Origin of the sequence: Anaerotruncus sp. 1XD42-93, assembly GCF_009917605.1 — a bacterium.
Lineage (GTDB): Bacteria > Bacillota > Clostridia > Oscillospirales > Ruminococcaceae > Anaerotruncus.
The window spans coordinates 126,990-146,967 of sequence record NZ_QZEG01000001.1 but is presented as its reverse complement, the minus strand read 5'-3'; the positions used below and the strand labels follow the sequence as shown (position 1 = coordinate 146,967).

At 57.4% G+C, this 19,978-nt stretch carries 19 protein-coding genes; 4 read left to right on the top strand and 15 right to left on the bottom strand.

What is annotated here, in order from left to right; all coding sequences use genetic code 11:
* Positions 1-100 precede the first annotated feature (100 nt).
* The 3 genes from D5269_RS00710 (at position 101) to feoB (ending at position 3,142) form a co-directional block, all read left to right on the top strand.
* Complete coding sequence (locus D5269_RS00710) at positions 101-796, top strand: VTT domain-containing protein (RefSeq protein WP_016316451.1); 696 nt, start codon at positions 101-103, stop codon at positions 794-796.
* Between the two features lie 106 nt (positions 797-902).
* Complete coding sequence (locus D5269_RS00705) at positions 903-1,142, top strand: FeoA family protein (protein ID WP_016316452.1); 240 nt, start codon at positions 903-905, stop codon at positions 1,140-1,142.
* Positions 1,139-3,142 (top strand): ferrous iron transport protein B, encoded by a 2,004-nt coding sequence (gene feoB, locus D5269_RS00700; protein ID WP_120481605.1) that lies wholly within the window; start codon positions 1,139-1,141, stop codon positions 3,140-3,142. Before D5269_RS00705 ends, feoB begins: the two co-directional genes overlap by 4 nt.
* 252 nt (positions 3,143-3,394) lie before the next feature.
* Here feoB and mscL read toward each other — a convergent pair whose 3' ends face one another.
* Positions 3,395-3,820 carry a large-conductance mechanosensitive channel protein MscL gene (gene mscL / locus D5269_RS00695; protein ID WP_016316454.1) on the bottom strand — a complete coding sequence of 142 codons (426 nt, stop codon included), beginning with the start codon at positions 3,818-3,820 and terminating at the stop codon, positions 3,395-3,397.
* 221 nt (positions 3,821-4,041) lie between these two features.
* On the opposite strand from mscL, the gene D5269_RS00690 reads away from it, so the two are divergent.
* Positions 4,042-6,018, top strand: coding sequence for a fructose-bisphosphatase class III (locus D5269_RS00690; RefSeq protein ID WP_016316455.1), 1,977 nt, complete (start codon positions 4,042-4,044; stop codon positions 6,016-6,018).
* Between the two features lie 76 nt (positions 6,019-6,094).
* Here the strand turns inward: D5269_RS00690 and D5269_RS00685 are convergent, their stop codons facing one another.
* The 14 genes from D5269_RS00685 to D5269_RS00620 form a co-directional block, all read right to left on the bottom strand.
* Positions 6,095-6,787, bottom strand: a complete 693-nt coding sequence (locus D5269_RS00685) for a hypothetical protein (RefSeq protein WP_120481603.1) — start codon at positions 6,785-6,787, stop codon at positions 6,095-6,097.
* The gene (locus tag D5269_RS00680) at positions 6,784-7,320 is read right to left on the bottom strand and encodes a GNAT family N-acetyltransferase (RefSeq protein WP_207709083.1); all 537 of its coding nucleotides are present in this window, start codon (positions 7,318-7,320) and stop codon (positions 6,784-6,786) included. Before D5269_RS00680 ends, D5269_RS00685 begins: the two co-directional genes overlap by 4 nt.
* Positions 7,321-7,489: 169 nt before the next feature.
* Positions 7,490-8,155 (bottom strand): RraA family protein, encoded by a 666-nt coding sequence (locus D5269_RS00675; protein ID WP_016316458.1) that lies wholly within the window; start codon positions 8,153-8,155, stop codon positions 7,490-7,492.
* A gap of 154 nt (positions 8,156-8,309) precedes the next feature.
* Complete coding sequence (gene uxaC / locus D5269_RS00670; RefSeq protein ID WP_120481599.1) at positions 8,310-9,710, bottom strand: glucuronate isomerase; 1,401 nt, start codon at positions 9,708-9,710, stop codon at positions 8,310-8,312.
* A complete protein-coding gene (locus D5269_RS00665) occupies positions 9,707-10,354 on the bottom strand; it encodes an SGNH/GDSL hydrolase family protein (RefSeq protein WP_120481597.1) in 648 nt (215 codons plus the stop codon). Before D5269_RS00665 ends, uxaC begins: the two co-directional genes overlap by 4 nt.
* Positions 10,355-10,402: 48 nt before the next feature.
* Entirely contained in the window at positions 10,403-11,698 is a 1,296-nt protein-coding gene (locus D5269_RS00660; RefSeq protein WP_016316461.1) for a TRAP transporter large permease, read from the bottom strand.
* Complete coding sequence (locus tag D5269_RS00655; protein WP_016316462.1) at positions 11,695-12,207, bottom strand: TRAP transporter small permease; 513 nt, start codon at positions 12,205-12,207, stop codon at positions 11,695-11,697. Before D5269_RS00655 ends, D5269_RS00660 begins: the two co-directional genes overlap by 4 nt.
* 129 nt (positions 12,208-12,336) lie before the next feature.
* Positions 12,337-13,401, bottom strand: coding sequence for a C4-dicarboxylate TRAP transporter substrate-binding protein (locus D5269_RS00650; RefSeq protein ID WP_016316463.1), 1,065 nt, complete (start codon positions 13,399-13,401; stop codon positions 12,337-12,339).
* A gap of 193 nt (positions 13,402-13,594) precedes the next feature.
* A complete protein-coding gene (locus tag D5269_RS00645) occupies positions 13,595-14,296 on the bottom strand; it encodes a GntR family transcriptional regulator (protein ID WP_016316464.1) in 702 nt (233 codons plus the stop codon).
* A 227-nt stretch (positions 14,297-14,523) separates the two neighbouring features.
* A complete protein-coding gene (locus D5269_RS00640; protein ID WP_158604795.1) occupies positions 14,524-15,864 on the bottom strand; it encodes a DUF4340 domain-containing protein in 1,341 nt (446 codons plus the stop codon).
* A 19-nt stretch (positions 15,865-15,883) separates the two neighbouring features.
* The gene (locus D5269_RS00635; protein WP_016316466.1) at positions 15,884-17,257 is read right to left on the bottom strand and encodes a GldG family protein; all 1,374 of its coding nucleotides are present in this window, start codon (positions 17,255-17,257) and stop codon (positions 15,884-15,886) included.
* 13 nt (positions 17,258-17,270) lie between these two features.
* Positions 17,271-17,975 carry a hypothetical protein gene (locus D5269_RS00630; protein WP_158604794.1) on the bottom strand — a complete coding sequence of 235 codons (705 nt, stop codon included), beginning with the start codon at positions 17,973-17,975 and terminating at the stop codon, positions 17,271-17,273.
* Positions 17,972-18,940 carry an ABC transporter ATP-binding protein gene (locus D5269_RS00625; RefSeq protein WP_243126527.1) on the bottom strand — a complete coding sequence of 323 codons (969 nt, stop codon included), beginning with the start codon at positions 18,938-18,940 and terminating at the stop codon, positions 17,972-17,974. Before D5269_RS00625 ends, D5269_RS00630 begins: the two co-directional genes overlap by 4 nt.
* 123 nt (positions 18,941-19,063) lie before the next feature.
* Positions 19,064-19,939, bottom strand: coding sequence for an AraC family transcriptional regulator (locus D5269_RS00620; RefSeq protein ID WP_120481589.1), 876 nt, complete (start codon positions 19,937-19,939; stop codon positions 19,064-19,066).
* Positions 19,940-19,978: the final 39 nt, after the last annotated feature.

The window sequence follows — 19,978 nt, the reverse complement described above, 5'->3', positions numbered from 1 at the left end:
AAGCGGCAAGAGGGGGCTTTTTCACTTGCAAAAAGCCCCCCTCGCCTCGGAAAAAGGCTTATGTGCCAAGGCCGGAAGACATAAAAGAAAGGGGTTTTTTATGAGGAGAACAAAGTCCGGGCAGGTTCTTTTGGCGCTGCTTGCGGCAACAATACTCGGTGTGGCTGGATGGCTGGTCTGGCGCTGGTATCCGGTGGTTCAAGGGCTGATGGAGCCGGAAAAGATGGACGCTTTCCGGGAGCGCCTGCAATCTTTCGGCTTGATGGGGATACTCCTCCTGATCGGGGTGCAGGTTTTACAGGTCATCTCGGGCCTGATCCCGGCACTGCCGGTTCAGATCGCCGCCGGGGTCACCTATGGTGCACTGGGCGGTTTGGCGATCTGCGCCAGTGGGGTGTTTTTGGGGAGTGCGCTTGTTTTTATACTCGTCAAACGGTTCGGGCAGCCGGTGGTTGACCGGATGTTTCCTCCGGAAAAACAGCGGCGTCTCGCCTTTTTGCAGGACAGCGACCGTCTCCAAATCCTCGTTTTTATCATCTATCTGATCCCGGCCATGCCCAAAGACCTGCTGACCTATCTTGCCGCGCTCACCCCGCTCGAGCTGCCGCGGTTCCTGCTGCTGACAGTGACTGCGCGCATCCCCACCATGTTGGCGAACACCTTTGCCAGCAGTGAGCTGCTTGAGGGAAATTATCTCAGCTCGGTAATCGCGTTCTGCATCACTGGTACGCTGGGGCTGGTTTGTATGCTGTCCAGAAAACGGATGATAGCTTGGATGCAGAAAAGCAGGAATTGACAAACGACCGGAAAAGGTCTATTATGTAAGCGTCAGCTAACAGATTGAAAAAATTTTTTGCGAAAAAGTTAGCCTGGGCTAACATATCGAGAGGTGGAACAGAGCGATGACATTGGACCGTTTGAAGATTGGGCAGAGCGGTATTATCCTGCAGGTGGGCGGAAGCGGCGCATTGCGGCGGCATCTGCTCGACATGGGATTAACCCCGAAAACCAGGGTCATGGTGCGCAAGGTCGCGCCGATGGGCGACCCGATCGAGCTGCACCTTCGGGGATATGAGCTGACCCTGCGTCTTGAGGATGCAAAGGAGATTGAAATTGAAGAGATCAAGGAGGCAGCCAGATGATTTTTGCATTGGCGGGCAATCAGAACTGCGGGAAGACCACCCTGTTCAACCAGCTCACCGGGTCGAACCAGCATGTGGGGAACTTCCCCGGCGTGACGGTTGAGCGCAAGGATGGGCAGCTCCGGGGCCATAGAGATGTGACGGTGGTTGACCTGCCGGGCATCTACTCGCTTTCCCCCTACACCAACGAGGAGATCGTCACCCGCGACTTCCTGTTGAGCAGCCATCCGGACGGGGTCATCAATATCCTTGATGCGACCAATATCGAGCGCAACCTCTACCTCAGTATGCAGCTCATCGAGCTGGGGATTCCGATGGTGATTGCGCTCAATATGATGGACGAGGTCCGCAGCAACGGCGGGACCATCAAAATCAAAGCGATGGAGCGGGAGCTGGGAGTGCCGGTCTTCCCGATCTCTGCGGTCAAAAACGAGGGGATCGACGAGATGGTGGAACGGGCTATCTCGATTGCGCAGTCCCGCACCGCGCCCAAACGGCAGGATTTCTGCATCGGTGCGGTACATAGGGCGATCCACGCGATTGCGCATCTGGTCGAGGACCATGCCGAGCGGATTCATGTACCAGCCAGGTTCGCCGCCACCAAACTGGTCGAGGGGGATGCGCCGATGCTCGAACTGCTCGCGCTCTCGGAAAACGAACAGGATATGGTGGAGCACAGCGTCACCGAGATGGAAGGGGAGCTGGGCACCGACCGGGAAGCCGCTATGGCGGATATGCGGTATACCTTTATCGAACGGCTGTGCGCGGATACGGTGGTCAAGCCGCGCGAGAGCAAAGAGCATCTGCGCAGCGTCCGGATGGACAGCCTGCTGACCCATAAATATCTGGCCATCCCGATCTTTCTGCTGATTATGCTGTTGATCTTCTACCTCACCTTTGGCCTGATCGGCAGTTTTCTGAGCGACCTGCTCGCCTATGATATCGACTGGGTGACCGGCGCCGTAGACCGCGCACTCACCGCCTACGGGCTAAATCCGGTGGTGCATTCGCTGCTGATCGACGGTGTATTTGCCGGGGTTGGCTCGGTGCTCTCGTTCCTGCCCACCATCGTTGTGCTGTTCTTCTTCCTCTCGATGCTCGAGGACAGCGGCTACATGGCGCGGGTCGCGTTCGTGATGGATAAACTCCTGCGCAAAATCGGGCTTTCCGGCCGCTCGTTTGTGCCGATGCTGATCGGGTTCGGCTGTTCGGTGCCCGCGATCATGGCGACCCGGACCCTCTCCTCCGAGCGGGACCGCCGTATGACCATCCTGCTTACCCCGTTTATGTCGTGCAGCGCCAAGCTGCCGATCTATTCGATGTTTACCCTCGCATTTTTCCCCGATCATCCGGCGCTGGTCATGATCCTGCTCTATGCGGGCGGGATGCTGGTCGGCGTGTTGAGCGGGCTTCTGCTCAAGAACACTGCGTTCCATGGCAAGCCGGTCCCGTTCGTGATGGAGCTGCCCAACTACCGCCTGCCGGGGGCGAAAAACGTCTGCCTCCTGCTTTGGGACAAGGCGCGCGATTTTTTGACCCGGGCATTCACCGTCATCTTCCTGGCCACCATCGTGATCTGGTTCCTCCAGACGTTCGATACCCGGTTCAATGTGGTGGCGGACAGCGGGCAGAGCATGTTAGCGGGAATCGGACGGTTTATCGCGCCAGTGTTTACCCCGCTCGGCTTCAACGACTGGCGCGCGTCCACTGCGCTGATTACCGGATTTTCCGCGAAGGAAGCGGTTGTCAGTACCCTTGCGGTACTGACCGGCGGCAACACCGCCACCCTGCCTGCTACCCTTTCCCAGATGTTCAGCCCGTTGGCGGCCTGCGCATTTTTGACATTCACCCTGCTCTATTCCCCCTGTGTTGCGGCGATCGCAGCGGTGCGGCGGGAGCTGGGCGGCAAACATGCCGCGATTGTAGCGGGATACCAGTGTGGGGTTGCATGGCTCGCCGGATGCATGGTTTACCAGTTCGGAAGCCTGCTATTCCGGTAAGAACCCAGTTTCAGCGCCTATCCTACATCCAGAGTTTAAAGTTTTACGCGATTTTTTGCTCCGGCCTAACAGCTGGCGCTTTGTGCCAGTTGGCCTATGCGCGCCGCTCTTAGCGCGAGATGAGCGCGGAACGCTTTATCCTGTGAAGCGCATTTTTCGGGTGAATTGCCGCGAAGCGGCAAGAGGGGGGGCTTTTTGCAAGTGAAAAAGCCCCCCCTATGAAGGATACAAAACAGACTTCCGGAACAGCGGTTATTCGGCGTTCTGTTCCTTGAGCAGGTCGCGGATCTCGGTGAGCAGGACAATATCCGCCGGAGGTGCGGCGGGTGCTTTTGGCTGTTCCTCCTTTTTCCGGCGGAACCGGTTGAGCAGCTTGACCATCGTAAATACCACCAGCGAGATCAGCAGGAAGTTGACCACCTGCTGCAAAAAGCTCCCATAGAGAACCGCCACTTCGGGATTTTCCCCGGAGGCCGCTGAAAGCACCAGTTTATAGCCGGAAAAGTCCAGCCCGCCGATCAGCCAGCCGAGGAATGGGGTCACAATCTCCTTCACCAGGGAATTGACAATGCTGGTGAAGGCGGTACCGATGATGACACCGACTGCCATGTCCACGACGTTGCCGCGCGAGATAAATTCTTTGAATTCTGCAATCAATGTTTTTGTTTTCTGTTCCATTTTTCTGCTCCTTTATAGGTTGTTTTTTTCCAGTATAGCAGATTTTAGACAAAAGTCCATTGCAACAGGGGAGATTTCGTGGGATAATAGAGACAGCATACTGAAAAACCAATCCCTGTTTTTCAGTGGAGGCAAAAAAGCCATCAGACGCATTTTGCGTGCTTGATGGACACATGGTAAACCGAAGACGGCAGAATTTATAACAGTCAGGGGGCGGTCCGATGAACGAACAAACCGGCCAGCAAAAAGACCTGCGCTATCTGCAGCTGCTTTCGCGCCAGTATCCCAATGTACAGGCAGCGAGCAGCGAGATCATCAATTTACAGGCGATCCTGAACCTTCCCAAGGGAACCGAGCATTTCATGTCCGACCTGCATGGGGAATATGAGGCATTCCTGCACATCATGAACAATGCATCCGGCGCGGTGCGGGAAAAGGTAGACATCCTGTTCCAAAACATGGTGACCAGTGAGGAGCGCGCCCAGCTCGCTACGCTGATCTATTATCCGGAGGAAAAGCTGGAAGAGATTGCGTCTCAGGTGGAGGACATCAACGAGTGGCACAAGATCACGCTCAACCGGCTGATCGAGATCTGCCGGCTGGCCTCCTCCAAATATACCCGGTCCAAGGTGCGCAAAGCGCTGCCGAAGGAATATGCCTACATCATCGACGAGCTGCTCAACACTAACTACGAGGTACATAACAAAAAAGAATATTACGAAAACATCATCTCGACGATCATTGCCACCGACCAGGCCGAAAATTTTATCATCAACATGTGCAGGGTCATCAAAAAGCTGGTGGTGGACCATCTGCACATCGTGGGGGACATCTTCGACCGCGGCCCGCGCGCGGACATTATCATGGATTCGCTGATCGGGCACCACTCGGTTGACATCCAGTGGGGCAACCACGATGTGCTCTGGATGGGCGCGGCCACCGGAAGCCGGACCTGTATTGCAACGGTCCTGAACAACTCGATCACCTATAACAACCTTGAGGTGATCGAAACCGGGTACGGGATCAGCCTGCGGCCTCTGGCGCTTTTCGCCAATGAGATTTACGCAGACTGCGACACCTCCTGCTTCAAGACCAAACACATCGGCGGCGGGAGCTACAGCGACAAAGAGAACGGCCTGGGTGCACGAATGCACAAGGCGATTGCGGTAATCCTGTTCAAACTTGAGGGGCAGACGATCCTGCGCAACCCCTCCTTCCGGATGCAGGACCGGCTGCTGCTCGACAAGATCGACTTTGAAAAGGGGACGATCCGTCTCGGGGACACCGAATATCCGCTGCTCGACCGGGATTTCCCAACCATCCTTCCCTCGGCGCCGTATGAGCTTTCCAAAGAGGAAGCCGAGCTGATGGATCAGCTCAAATACTCGTTCCTGCGCAGCGAGAAGCTCCAGCGGCATATCAAATTCCTCTATTCCAAGGGCGGCCTCTATAAGTGCTACAACGGCAACCTGCTCTTCCATGGGTGTATCCCGATGGATTCGGAAGGGAATTTCCTCAAATTCAGCATCGGATGCAAGGAGCTTTCCGGCCGGGCGTTTCTCGACCATGCCGAGTCGGTCGCGCGGCAGGGGTATTACGCCAAACCCGGCACCCCGGAGAAGCAGTTCGGGAAGGACTTCCTCTGGTTCCTCTGGTGCGGACGCAACTCGCCGCTTTTTGGACGGGACCATATCGCTACCCTCGAACGGCGGCTGGTGGCGGATGAGTCGACCTGGGCGGAGCCGAAGAACCCCTACTACTCCTACTACAACGATGAAGAGGTCTGCGAGCAGATCCTCAAAGAGTTCGGGCTGGAAGGGCCGCACTGCCACATCATCAATGGGCATGTCCCGGTGAAATCAAAGGATGGAGAAAACCCGGTCAAGGCGCATGGACGGCTGATCGTGATTGACGGCGGCTTCTGCCGCGCCTACCAGCCGACCACCGGCATCGCGGGGTATACCCTGATCTACAATTCGTGGGGAATCCGGATTTCGGCGCATGAGCCGTTCAGCGGGGTGCAGAATGCGATCCGCAACAACAAGGATATTTTCTCCACTTCAGTGATCTTCGACCGGATGGAATCCCGCATCCGGATCAATGAGACCGATAATGGCGCTCTGCTTCAACAGCGCATTGATGATCTGAAATGGTTGCTTCTCGCCTACAAGACCGGTGAGATTAAAGAAGAGCATTGAAGGTTTTTAGAGACAATGTCCGCAGAAATGAAAAAAGGATTGGCGCGGCTGCGCCAATCCTTTTTTAATGTGGTGGTTATGCCTCCATGGAAAACGGGGCCTGCCCGGAAAAGACGACGCCATCTTCTTCGAACAGGCCAAAGCAGGTGCGTCCCGCGCTGTCGGTGAAGCGGATTGCCTCCATTGAGCGGCCGGTCTCAGGATCATCCAGCCGGACACGGTTTGCAGAAATCGAGGACAGGTCGAGGGAGGTCCCTTCCAGCCCGGCAATGATCGCTTTCAGATTGGCATTGAGATCGTAAGGATACGGCGTCTCTGCCGCTTTGAGGTTGCACAGGCTGTTCCCGTCATACGAGAGTACGAAATAACCGGACCCGCCGTCCGGGCTGGAAAAGCCACAACAGTAGATCTCCTGGTGGGTGGCGATTGACCGCAGTTCCGGGTCAAGAATGTCGTATCGGGTGAAGCTGTCGAATGCCCAGGCGGGGCTGGCAGCCGAAAACCCGGCGGCATCGGTCCAATGGCGAATGAGCCGGGAGAAAATCTTTTTGTGCAGCATCTCGAATGCGTGGGAGTCCTGCCCCTCATAGTAGGAGCTGAACAGGGTCTCCATCAGGGCTGCTTCGGACACAGATTCCCCGCTGGCTGCGGAGACAGGGGCTGCCGTACCCGGCAGGGTGCCGGTCACTGAACCCTGAGACACTGCGCATCCGGACAGGGAAAACACCAACAGCAGAGCTGTGATCGCAGTTCTGTTCCAACGGTTCACGTACAAACACCCCCATTACTTGCGGTCGGTGGTTCCCAACTTTTTTCACGTTTATTCCCCAGATAGCCACCGTCGTCAAACGATTCTACCCAGACAAATCCATGCGCTTCGTAGTACCGGTTCAGCTTTTCGTTCGACCTTACACAGTCCAGCCGCAGACAACAGCAGTTCTGCCTGCGTGCAAGCGCTTCACAGCATCGGAGAATCTCGCTGCCCGCACCCTTTGCAGTGGGTGCGGCGACCAGATTGTGAAGATAGCGTGCAGGCTGGTTCTCTTCCCAGCGCGGGTCCGAATCGGTCAATACGACAGCCCCAGCCACAGCACAGTCGTGGCTTTGCCTTAAAACGAAAAGCCGGTGTTGTTTTCGGGCTTCCTCATAATACTGTCTGGGGAAAACCTCCCAGTAAATTTGCCTGTCCCACTGGTCGATTCCGCGCTCTTCCATCCACTGGATGCGGGCATCAATCAACCCAAAGACGGCTTCCATATCCTCCGGCTGTGCCGGCTCAAAGGAGAAACCCTGCTTTTGCATTCGGTTCATACCCCTCCCTTTAGAAGCTGCTGTTAATCTATTGGAAAGCATTCGATATAGAATGGAAGCACCTGAAAACAACCAGCTGCTTCCAAGCGCTTCTATTATAACAAACGATCCCGAGAATTGCAAGGCTGGGGCTTTCCACACGCAGACGCTCCCACAACGGCTAGAGGATGCCGTATTTGGCAAAAGCGGCGGTAGCTGACATCCCATCCTCAATCGCCTTGCGGACGGTCTTTTCCCCCGCGGCTTTCTCCAGAGAGAGCATAATGACCTTTTCAGAGATCCCTGCGGGGATGCACAGGACCCCGTCAACATCTCCGAAGAGGACATCCCCATTTCGGATGGTGACCTGCCCGACCTCGATGGTGCAGCGATACTGCACGACCTGGGTGCGAACGCTCGAATCCTGTGCATAGCAGCCGCAGCTGAACACAGGCCAGTTCTGTTCAAGGATCTGCGGGGTGTCCCGATGCCAGCCGTTCACGACAGCGCCCACCGCCCCCCGCACTCTCGCGGTTGCGGTCAGCAGTTCTCCCCAGTAGGCGCACCGCCTGGTTCCTCCGGCAGCAATGTAGATTTCGTTTTTTTCCAACTGGTCCAGCGCCTCGGTCAGGTAGCCAAACGGCTTCTCCTGCGCCTCGTAGACATCGGTCATCAGGACGGTCATCGCCTTGCCGGCGAGCTTCATATCGTCGCGCATCGGCCGGATCTCCTGCGGCAGGAACTGATGTACGTATCCCATCTGATCCAGAATATCCCCCACCACAGGGGTATATAACCGTTCACGCATCAGGGCAAACATCTCGTCCTCATTTTTCCAGACAGCCATCGGCTGGTTCCCCCCTTTTTTAGAATCTGTTCTATCTCTTTTACGGAAGGCTTTTTGCGGTGAAAAAACCCCTGCCTGCCATCCTCCAGACAGTAGCTCTCTTTACGGGAGGGCGTGTCCCACTGCCTGGGAAAAGGCAGGCAAACCTTTTGGGCTAAAGCCCGAAATATTCCTTTGCGTTCAGCCAGCAGATGCGCTCAACCAGCATACCGAGAGTCTCTCTGTCGTCGGGGTACTGCCCGTTTTCCACCCAGGACCCGATCAGGTTGCAGAGAATGCGGCGGAAATATTCATGTCTGGGGTAGGACAGGAAGCTGCGGCTGTCGGTCAGCATACCGATAAACCGCCCCAGAATCCCCTCGTTTGCCAATATCCGCATCTGGGCTTCCATTCCGTCCGCGTGGTCCTGGAACCACCAGGCGGAGCCCATTTGGATTTTGGATGCGGCACTGGAATCCTGGAAGTTCCCCAGCATGGTGGCGATCACCATATTATCCGCATCGTTCAGCGAAAACAGGATGGTCTTGGGAAGCTGGCCGGAAAACTCCAGGCTGTTCAGGAGCCCGCACAGCTTGGACGCGACCGGGAAGTCGCCCACCGAATCGAACCCGGTGGATTCGCCCAACGCCTTCACGGCTTTGGTATTGCAGTTGCGCAGCGCGTTCAGATGAATTTCCATTGCCCAGCCCCGCCTGGCGTACTCGCGGCCCAGCCAGAGGAGCAGTTCGGTCTGATAGCCCTCGACCTCTGCTGCCGACAGGGCAGCGCCGGACAGCGCTTTCCGGAAGCTGTCCGCAGCCCGTTCCGGCCCCACTGGCAAAAATGGCATTCCCTGCACGCCGTGGTCGCTGGCCACACAGCCTGCCTCGGCAAATGCGTCCATCCGGATGCGGAGCGCCTTTGTCAGGCTGTCCCAGTCGGAAATATCCACGCCGGCGGACGCTCCCAGGCGGTTCAGATACTCCGTCCAGCCGGGCTTCTCGATGCCGAGCGCGTTGTCCGGACGGTAGGCGGGCAGGATTTTGGTGTCAAGACCCTTTTCCTGCGCGATCTGCGCATGGTACGCCAGCGTATCCGCAGGGTCCTCGGTGGTGCACAGGGCGTACACATTGGACTGCCGGATAAAATGTTGGGGCGTATGCTTCCCATCCGAAAGGATCCGGCAGGCCTCTTCCCAGACCTGCGGCGCCGTTTTGGGGTTCAGCGGCTGGTTGATCCCGAAATACCGCTGCAGCTCCAGATGGGTCCAGTGGTAGACCGGATTCCCGATGGCGTAGGGCAGCGTCTGGGCGTAGGCCATGAATTTGTCGTAATCACTGGCATCCCCGGTGATATACAGCTCGTCGATCCCGTTGCCCCGCATCGCGCGCCACTTGTAGTGGTCGCCCAGCAGCCAGAGCTGCGTCAGATTCTCCGCCGGACGGTTCTCGCAGATCTCTTTTGCGCTCAGGTGGCAATGGTAGTCGATGATCGGCTGATTCTCGGCGTACTGGTGGTACAGAGCCTTCGCTGTTTCGCTTTGCAGCATGAAATCCTGATCCATAAACGGTTTCACGCGGGCGCACCTCCTTCAAACGCTTCACGGATGATCTTTTCCAGGGCTTTTGCCAGCGCGAACTGGTCCTCAAGCTCCATATGCAGCTTGTCCTTGTCGCTGGGGCCTGCGACCGTCGCAGCGTCCAGATACAGCCATCCGTGGGCTTTGGCCTGCGCTTCAAAATAGGGGGCGAGCTGCTTGGACACCCCGACCGCAGATGGCGCGAAGCCGGTAAAGATGCTGTTTTCAATCCCCTCTTTGAGGTGGATGGGGCTGACCAGCAGAACTCTGGGCGTGGGGTACTCGGGGCCGTAATCATAAATTTCGGCCAGGCGTCCCAGCGCCGCCGCCCCCTGTGCAATGTCAACCGGCAGCAGGTTGAACCGCTGCTTCATGTCGTTGGTTCCCAGCATGATGATAACGAGATCAAGCGGGCGGTGGGTCCGGAGCGCAACCGGGAGCTGGGACCGTCCGTTTTTGTCCGGTTCCAGGAAATCCTCCATCACGGTGGTGCGGCCTCCGCAGCCCTCTTCGATCACATGGAATTCCTCCCCAAGCAGGTCCTGGAGCACGCTGGTCCATCTCTTGTGCAGCGGCCACCGCCCACCCGCAGGGTTGGAACCAAAGGTATTAGAGTCTCCAAAGCATAAAATGTTGATCATAAGATTGATACCTCTTTCTTTCGGAGCCTGTAAGCATCGCCGGCTGGCTTACCCGACGGCGCCATAGAACAGGTTCGGCAGGAACATGACCAGATTGGGGACAAACACCAGCAGGAGCATTTCCAGAAAGATCGCGATAAAAAACGGCATCGCGGATTTGGTGTATTCGTCCACAGGGCAGTCGAGGATTGCGCAGACCGGGTAAATGGCCGAACCGACCGGAGGCGTGAAAACCCCCATTGTAACGATGGTCGCCATCAGGATGCCGAAATGCACCGGGTCGAAGCCCACCTTCTGCACCATGGGCAGGAAGATCGGGGTCAGCAGCAGGAAGTTGACGTTGCTGTCGAGGAACATGCCCAGAATAAACAGCCACATCAGAATAATAATCATCAGGAGCTGAGGCTGGCTGGTGATGCCGAAGATCAGGTTGGCGAGCGCCTGCGGCAGCCGGCAGTAGGTGACCGCATAGCTGAACGGGCCGGACATGGTAATCAGCAGCATGACCGCCGCAGTGTCGATAACCGCGGTTTTCATCGCGTTCCAGAATTTTTTCCAGGTCAGCTCCCGATAGACCAGAGCGCCGATCAGGATGGCGTAGACGATGCAGAATGCGCCTGCCTCGGAAGGGGTGAAGAAGCCGAACCGGATTCCCACGATCAGGATCACCGGGAAGATCAGCGCCCAGATCGAATTGCGCAGGTTCACCAGGAATTCGGACAGGGTGATGCGGGGCAGCTCCTTGTTGGGAATATCAAACTGGTTGCGCTTGCAGGTGATGGTAACGGTCGCCATCAGAAAGATCATCATGAGGACGCCGGGGATGATGCCGGCGGCAAACAGGCGCCCGATCGACACCTCGCCGACAAAACCGTAGATAATCAACCCGAGCGAGGGCGGGATGGTGGCGGTAATCATGGAGGTCAGGCTGTTGACGGCGACAATGTATCCCTTGTTGTACCCACGTTTCTGCATCTCGGGGCCGAGCAGGCGGGTTTCCATCGCGGCGTCAGCGGTGGCGGAACCGGAGATGCCGCCCATCATCGTGCTCATGATGACCGAGACCTGCGCGACACCGCCCCACATACGGCGGGTCAGGGCGGAAGCGAATTGCAGGATGCGCTGGGTGATGCCCGATTCGTTCATCAGCGTGCCCGCGAAAATAAAGAACGGGACCGCAAGGAACGAATAGGACTGGGTCTGGGCAACGATACGCTGTACCACGATGCTGAACGGCAGGTCGGCTGTAGAGGCGAAAAAGGCCACCCCGGCGAGCCCGACGACAAATGCCACCGGCATACCGATGATTAACAGAATCACAAAGGCAAGAACCAATAAGGTCATGCGGTTTCCCCTCCCTCCAGCGGCTGAACCTTTTCCTCAACCGGTGCATTGAATTGTTTGATCTTGGAGATGATGTCGAGCACATCCGAAACGCTCATAAAAATGGACATCACGGGGAGTGCCAGCGTAACCCAGGAATAGCTGATTTTGAGGGTCTGGAACGAACGCTTCCAGCTTTCGGCGCTCAAGCGGAACCCATAGATGATGAAGATGATCAGCGCGCCAAGGATCAGGAAGTCGATCACCAGCGCGAGGGCCCGCTGTACCTTAATCGGGAGCCGCCGGGTCACAAGGTCCAGCCCCAGGAATTTGCCGTGGCGGAACGCCACGTCCGCGCCGATCAGCGTGGTCCAGCAGAGCATGAGCTGTGCAACGTCGATGCTCCATGCCAGAGGACGCCCCAGATTGCGGGCGATCGCCGAAATAAAGACCAGTGCGATCATCGCGCCGAAGCCGATGTTGCAGAGGGTCTCCTCTATCCAGCAGAAACCGTGGTAGAGTTTTTTCATCTGTCTTACCACCTCTCAGAAAAGTTTCGGGCAGTGTGAAAAAGTCCTGTACCATTGATTGGACGGAAGCCGTACACCCAGGAGCCTACGGCTTCCGTCCATTTTTAGGAGGACATGTTATCTGCCGAGTCAGGCAACAGATGCCATCTCGGACTGGATGCGGTCGCGCAGGTCAACCATGTTCAGGTCGGTGTAGGCTTTCTCAGCCGCGGCTTTGAATGCGTCTATATCCACATCCTCATTTACGGTCAGGCCGTATTTTTCGGTCATTTCCTTCTCCCAGTCGGCGCAGATCTGGTTGGTTTTCTCCTGGAACTCGACGCCAACCTCATAGAAGGTATCCTCGAACAGCTTCTGATAGTCTGCGGAGAGGCTGTCCCGGAAACCGGTGCCGGTTGCGGCGCAGCCGATCAGCTGGAAATGCTCGGTGCGGTTGATCGTGTTCACAACCTCCCACAGGCGGGTGGCGTAGAACGAAGAGGTCTGAACCTCCGCGCCGTCCAGTGCGCCCTGCTGGATCGAGGTGTAGACCTCGGACCAGCTCATCGGGGTGGCAACTGCGCCCAGGTCGTTGATCGAGGTGGTGCAGATCTCATTGCCGATGGTGCGGATCCGCTGCCCGGAGAGGTCCGCCGGCTGGTTGACCGTCTTGTTCAGGCAGAAGTTGCGGGCGCCGGAATACCAGTTGGAGGTAACCAGCCAGACTCCATGCTCGTCAGCGAACTCCTTCGCCCACTCTTCATACTGGCTGGTCTGCATGATCTTATTCAGGCCGGTGTAGTCGTCCATCAGGTAGGGCATGCCCAGGATGCCGAAATCCGGGATATAGCTGGCCAGGCGGCTGGGGTCGGTGACAGTCAGGACCGCCGCCCCCTGGAGCGCCTGCTCGATCATGTCGTCGGTATCGCCCAGGGAGGAACTGAAGAACAGTTCGGCAGTGAAGTTGCCATCTGTAGCAGCGGCCAGCTTTTCAGATACGGCAATCAGGGACTGCGACTGGAGATCGGTTTCGCTCTGGGTATTTCCGAAGCGGACGGAAACCTTTTCTGCGGAAGGCGCCGCTGCGGAGCTCTGGCTTCCTGCACTGGGTGCAGCACTGGACGCGGGGGTGCTGCTGGTGCTGCTCGAGCCGCCGCATGCAGTCAGGGATGCAGTCATAGCAAGGGCAAGTCCGAATGCGAATACTTTTTTCATGGATATTCTCCTCCTTCATTTTGTTTCGTACAAATCAACGGGCCGCTGAGGCCATTATAACATGTTAGTATGTCAGTTGGAATACACCAAATTATTTTCTCCTATTTTGACAAAAGTATACACGTTAATTTGTAAAAAAAGCACTTCATCCGCTCTTTTCGGATGAAGTGCTTTGGGGATTTCAACCAATATTTCAGTCGGACAGCTTCTGTTTGAAGTAATCCGGGTAAAGCTCCATAAGCGACCGCTCCTGTACCCACAGCTGCTGGAGATGGCTGCGCAGAAGCTGCTGGGCGCGCTCTACATCCCGCTGTTCCACACAGTCCACCAGCCGGGAATGTTCCTCGATCGCGTTAAAGGCAATGTTCCCTTCCCAGGCGGTAATCAGCCGGATCCGGTCGTAATGTCCGTTGACCTGGCGCACGATGTCTGCGCTCAGCTCCTCATGTGTGGTCTCGAATGCCAGCTGGTGGAACTGGTCGTCCAACTCCTTGTATTCCAGGCAACGGCCGTTCTGCATGGCGTCTTTCTGAAGCAGGATATTATTCCGCATATCCGCAATCGTCTGCTCAGAAGCGGCGGGGACAAACCTGCGCAGGTTTTCCACCTCCAACGCTTCCCGGATAAACCGCTCCTGATAGACCCGGTCCAGATCAATCAGGGCGACTGCGGTCCCCTTTTGGGGCGCCACATCCAGCAGGTTTTCCCCCTGAAGCCGGATGAATGCCTCCCGCACAGGGGTGCGGCTTACCCCGAGAAGGCCGGCGATCTCCTGCGTAGAAATGATGGTGCCGGGCTTCAGCACCATACTGAGAATCTCATCCCGCAGGGTGCGGTAGACCTTTTCCTGTGCACTATCCACTTTCACCATATACTGCCTGAGTATCTCCGCCATGCCAATTCATCCTCTCTCCACCCCCGTTTTCCGATCCAAGGGGCTGTATGAAAAATCGAAATCACTGTTCTTTTCTAACAAAAGCAGCGTTTTGGGCACAATCGCCGGTCCGCCGTGTGGGATCGTGCAAAACGCTTTCTCCTGTGAAGCGCTTTGGAGGTGCCAGCCAAGTGGCGGCAAGGGGGCTTTTTCTCTTGTAAAAAGCCCCCTGTATCGGAAACAGGCTGTCAGCCGCCCGAAAGCGAGTGAAATGCGTTTATCAAATCTGTCACAACTGTCGCATAGGTTGTAAATTCTGCGGAGCCATTTAGAAACACCGCATACTGGCGGTCGGAAACCGCGTAAAATTCCAGGATGTCCTCCTGTCCGGAACGCAGGGTAAAAACCAGCGTCAGGGCAGGCTGAGATTGAATCGATTCTTCGCCGGTCAGAGCCGCAGCGGCCGGGATTGTATCAATCCGGTTGTAGAAGGCGAGGGTTTCCAGATAATCCATCTGGCGCCCCTCCACCGTGGCGGTCAGGGCGGTGGATTCCCCGGATACCTCGAGCGAAACCAGATGCCCTTCATATTTCGCACTCAGGCGGGAGAGGTCAGCGACACTTCGGGTGTAAATGCTGCTCCCGATCAGGTCCATGAAGCCGACTCCCAGAAACTGTACTTTTTCTGCGGGAATCTCGCTGACCAGCATACCGTCCAGCGCGGCGCAGTAGTAGGTGTCCGGGTCTTTCCGGACAAAGCCGCAGCGGTATTCCTTTCCGTCCAGGGTGAGCTCCAGCGTGTACTCCGGCTGGTCCAGGCCGTACTGGGACAATGGGACATCGCTGCTGACGAACCGTTCGGGGGAAAGCGCCCTGAGCGGGACCAGAACAAGGTCATCCACGTCTTTCCAGTTCAGGGGTGCCGCGACCGGGGCGGTCATCCCGAAAAAGCTGCTGATCGTGTCGGTCTGGAGCTGGTCGAGCACGACCCGCCCGCGGCTGTTTTCAATCACGATCCGGCGCAGCGCGCGGACCGACTCCCCTGTCAGGGCGGGGAACAGCTCGAGCTGACGCAGATCGGACACCCCTTGCAGCAGCATCTGGGCGGTTTCCTCCTCCACCAGATGGATTTCTGTATCGCCCTCCCGCAGCAGGTAGTATTCCTGGGATACCGGGCATCTCCTCCCCAGATACAGCCGTACCGTTTCGTCCTGTGTCAGGAGGCTGGCCTGGGCGGCGGGCGTCTCCAGCCCGAATGCCGCCAGCCCATCGGCGCCCTGTTCGACGGCCCCGCTCGAATCCAGATGCGCCAGACGGTAGATCAGGGAGACCAGCTTTTCCTGCGAATAGATACTGCTGTCTCCCCCCTCGACCGCGACCCCGGAAGGCAGGTTGAGCAGACCGATGGTCCCGCTCTGGTTGTGCAGCACCACAGCCTGAACTTCCGCAGCACTCATATCGGTGATCTTCCGGCTGGGCGCGGCGCCCTCGGCGGAGGCAGTTTTCGGAAAAAGGGAAAGGAAAACCGCACAGGCTGCCGCAGCTGCTGTCAGCGCGGCCAATATTCGAATCTGTCTGGCCTGTTTCATACCAGTTGTGCTCCCCATCTCAACTATGCCTGCGGCGCCGGTAGACCCGGAGACCGACGATCAGTACCCCAAGAGGCAACAGAACCACCAGTACTGCTGCCAGGCAAAGAACCTGGCCGACTGTGACCGGAAGCGGCGTTCCGCTCAGGTTTTTGGGCGGGATGCTGACCGCGCTGTCGGTCTCGGTGCACCAGTTCATGACCTGCGTCAGAAACTTCGCGTTGCCGCAGGTTTCAGACTGCAAAAGCTGATCGCTGTAAAGCCCCCGGCTACCGATGGCGACCAGCCTTGCGGTGCCGGCATCCGACGCCTTTTCCGCAGTCATTGCCAATGTAAACAACCCTTTTTCTCCATTTACATCGGTAAAGTCATAGGCGCGATCGGTTGAATAGAGTAGCTTTTGGGTTCGAATCCCAGCCTGAGAGACAAAGAGCTGCTCCAGCGCCCGCGTGGAAGGCATCACCAGATAGAGCTGGTTGCCCGAAAAATACTGGTTGATGGGGTGGGCAGAGTAGAGCGGGACGATGCTCAACGGGTTGGCATCGGTATATTGCAGCGGTTCGGCGACCACCGTATCGGTCAGGCCGACCCCCCATTCGCGCAGGAACTCCTGAAGGTTGGGCAGCGCGGCGGAGGAAGGCTCGACGAACACCGCCATGCGCCCGCCTTGGGCCATGAAGCGGTCCAGGCTGGCAATCTCCTCCCGGGAAAAATCGCTGGTAGGGGAAGCGATTACCACGAGGTCGGTCCCGTCCGGGAGGGCGGACAGCGAGAGGGTCACGCGGCCGGTCTGGTAGTTGCTCTGCTCAAACAGCCGCATCAGGCTGTCGGAAACATGCTCGTTGTGGCCTGCCGTAAACTGCACCGACGGGCTTTCAGTGCCTGCGGCGTAGAGGATCGCACTGGTCAGTTTCTGTTCGCAGTTGAGCTGTTCCACCGCGTTTCCGCTTTGATCCAGTTCGAACATCTCTTCGAGCTGAAGCGCCCGCGCATAGTGGGCGCCCTCCACCACAATGCTGTTGAGCTGGACCTGAAATCCCCGTTGCAGGTAGGTGTCTACCAACGTGGGGTTGGCGTAGGGATCGACGTATTGGAGCGCCACCCGGCCTTGTCCGGCGCGCTCATACCGTTTCAGCACCTCCGCTACCAGAGGGAGAAAGTCCTCCTGTGTGGAAAATACCCGGATTTCCACAGGGGACGCCAGTTCCTCCAGAATCTGTACCGATTCGGCGGAAAGGTCGTACAGCCGGTTCCCGGTCATATCCAGACGCAGGCCAAGCAGGCTGGTCAGCCGGGAGGCACAGATATTCACACAGACCAGCAGGACAGCGCCCATTGCAAGCAGCAGGCAGATGCCCGGCCGGGAACCTGTTTTTTTCTTCATAAACTTCATAGCTCCCTTTCTCCTATGCCTGTCTGCGCCCTTCGGAAACCAGCGTGACGGCAAACAGGAAAAATGCGGAAATCCCCAGATAGTACACAACGGTAGAAAGATCGAAAATCCCCATGGAAAACTCCGCGAACCGGTCGGCTGCCGAAAGGTACCCCGCCAGCGTCCGGAGCAGCTCTCCCGGCAGATAGCTCCGGGCAAACCCGACCAGCCAGAGCCCGAGCAGTACCGCATAGGTGACGATGCAGGCGATGATCTGGTTTTCGGTCAGGGCGCTGATCAGCAGCCCGATCGAGATGAAAGCCGCAGCCGCGGCCAGCATCCCCACATAGCAGCCCAGCGCGACCAGCGGGTCAAACCGGCCCAGGACAGCGAGTACCAGCAGGTAGAACAGCGTAAAGGCCAGACCGATTGAAAAGATGGTGAGAATCGCGAAAAACTTCCCCAGTGCCACCGAAAGGGAACTGACCGGTGCGCTCAAAAGGAGGCGGTCGGTGTGCATTCTGCGTTCCTCCGCATAGGAACGCATGGTGAGCACAGGCAGCAAAAAAATCACTGTGGACATCATAGGGGAAAAGAAATTCCGGATGTCCCCGTTGGCCTGAAGCAGGTTATAGACCAGAAAATAACAGCCGCCGATCAGCAGGAAGACCGCCAGATAGATATAACCGATGACCGAATGGAAGAGCTGGCCCAGCTCTTTTTGAAAAACTGCTTTCATCCCTGTGGCTGCACCTCCTGCGAACTGTGCTGCGCATAGCGCCGGTCCTGTGTAAGCTGTAAGAACACATCCTCCAGCCCGACCTGCACCGGCCGCAGCATACGGATTGGACAGCCCGCCGCAGCCAGTGCGGAAAACAGTTCCCGGTGGATGTCCGCAGAACCATGGGTGCGGATATGCCAGGTTGGATGCCCGTCCGCACCGCTGGGCTGCATCGTACAATCGGCTACCGCGTCAAGCGAGCGGATGATCGCGGAAATCTGCGCTTCCGGGCCATCCGCCTGAAGCAGCAGGCCCTCCTGTGCCCGGGCACGCAAAAGCAGCCCGTCCAGCGTGTCATCCGCTGCAAGCCGCCCGTTGCTCAACACGACAATGCGGTCACAGGTCGCGGCGATCTCCGAAAGGATATGGGAGCTGAGCAGGATGGTGTGATCCTGTTTGAGCCGGCCGATCAGTTCCCGCAGCTCGATGATCTGCTGCGGGTCAAGCCCCACTGTAGGCTCGTCCAAAACCAGAAGCCGGGGATGCCCGATCAGGGCCTGGGCAAACCCAACCCGCTGGCAGTAGCCTTTGGAAAGGTTCCGGATCAGCCGTTTGCGCACCCCCGAAAGGTTCAGGCTGTCACAAACGCCGGCAATCTGGGCCTTATATTCCCGTCGGGACAGGCCGCGCAGGCCGCAGGCAAAGGTCAGCTGCTCCTCCACCGTCATATCCGGGTAAACAGGGGGGATCTCCGGCAGATAGCCGATCCGTTTTCTGGCGGCAAGGGGATTGCCCTGGACCGAAATCCCTTCGATGGAAACTTCCCCGCTTGAAGGAGCCAGACAGTTGGTGATAATATTCATTGTGGTGGTCTTTCCGGACCCGTTGTGCCCCACCAGCCCGACCACCTGACCGGGTTCGGCGCAGAAGCTGATCCCCTCGATTGCGGCCTGATCCCCGTAAAATCTGCTGATCCCCTTCACCTCGAGCAACCTGTCTTTCCTCCATTTCCGGATAAATTGTTCCGACCCTATTCTAGCATATCACCGGGGATGGTGCAAGGGAAAGTTCCCCGCGCTGGAACGGAAAGGGGAAACCGGCTTCGCTTAGGGCCTGTATTTACGGCTGTTGGATGCCGGCTGAACGGGCTTTTCGCCGCGTCTGTACTGCATGGGGGAGACGCCGAACTCCCGCTTGAACAGATGATAAAACCGGCTCAAACTCTGGAACCCAGCGGCATAGGCCACATCAATGACCTTCTGGTCCGAATGCAGCAGCAGGTTTGCCGCGTAGTTGAGCCGTTTTGCGCTCAGGCAGGCGATGGGGGAGACGCCCAGGTATTTTTGAAAGCTGCGGCAGAGATGCTCCCGGGTGCGCCCGCTGAACCGCTCCAGATCGGACAGGTTCCAGGAAAAGCATTCGGGGGAATCGAGCTGTTCCAGCAGGAGTCGGAACCAGTCGGGGCAGGCCATTGCCTGCGGCCCGGAAAGGGTCGGGAGGATGTATTCCAGCATCACATCCAGCATCAGTCTGCGCAGCGCTGTGCAGACTGCGCGCGGCTGGCTGACAGGCAGCAGGTTCAGCGTTTCCAGCTGTGTCTGGAGAAGCAGGCGGTTCCCGGCGGTCAGGAGCAGTGTGGGCGGACGGTCCCCCTCCAGAATCCGCGCCAGCATCCCGGGTTCCTCCAGATACTGAAACATGCCTGTGACCACCCGGGCAGGAAAGGCCACATTGATGTGGTGGCATTCGCCCATCGCCTGTCTGGCGTGGACGTCACCGGGCCGGATCAGCATCAGCGTACCTGCGGAAAGCTCCTGCGGCTGCCCGTTCACGGTGATGCACATGCATCCGCTGGTGACCAGTGTCAGCTCATAGAAATCGTGCACCTGTGGATAGATAGCGGGGTCGATTTTATGGTGAAAGCGGTAGTGCATCTCACTGTCCGGGTCAATCGTCCCCTCGGCATTGATCCTGTGCAGCATGGCCAGCCCTCCCCTCTTTTTTTGATCAGAGATCAATAT